The following is a 788-nucleotide window of genomic DNA, read 5'->3' as shown; positions in this document are numbered from 1 at the left end:
TGGTTGCTAACAACTCTTGTGCTAATTCGAATTGTTTGGTTTCTAGCAAACAATCGGCTTTCGCTAATTTTACATCACCGCGTGATTGCAGTTCATCTGACAGCGTTTGAATGACGTTCAGAGCTTGTGCATGTTCGCCTTGTTGAAGCAGTTCGCTTACTTGCTTCAATAGTTGCTCGTCAGGGCTTGGCAAATGTTTTTGTAGCATTGCGCCAATCGTTTCGATTGGTTGAGGCCCGCCTAAGCCATCGACCGCTTGCCCATTAACAAACAACGCGATTGTTGGCAGTACTTGCACACCAAATTGGGAAGCAAGCGCTGGTTGATCCTCCCAGTTCAGCAGAGCCAATGTAAAGGCACCATTGTACTGTTGAGTGAGAGCTTGCAATTCAGGTAGCACTTGTGCGCTTTCTGGTTGAGCGTTGGCCCAAAAATGAATCAGAACGGGTGTGTCCATTGATCCTTCAAGCACTTCTCTAAAATTCTGTTCTGTTAACTCAACGATAAATGGGGATTGCATCTGAGTGTCCTTGCTTTTAATTCAGGTCGATGTCTGTAGATATGGAGCTAATTGAATGGAAAATCAAGCGGGTCGAGCATATTAGGAAAAACGCTGCCGAAGCAGCGTTATCCTATTTGCAAGCGAAAGTGCAATTAAATTGGTAGTTCTCGCACGTTAGATAGCAGAGCATGGCATCGTGCAAGGTGTGGTATCAAAATAGGATGAACATGGTCAACACTACACCCACACTAAGCCAGTTCAGCTGATTTAATGTCATTGTTGCCTC

The 788-nt window shown here is 44.9% G+C and carries 1 protein-coding gene; it reads right to left on the bottom strand.

Going from position 1 to position 788, the window contains the following annotated elements; translation table 11 throughout:
* Positions 1–520: thioredoxin domain-containing protein (locus tag R8O11_RS26780; protein ID WP_318194817.1), on the bottom strand; the 520-nt coding region annotated here is incomplete at its 3' end.
* Positions 521–788 lie beyond the last annotated feature (268 nt).

It is taken from the genome of Vibrio sp. 1288 (assembly GCF_033344475.1).
This window is presented reverse-complemented; position numbering and strand designations above follow the sequence as displayed.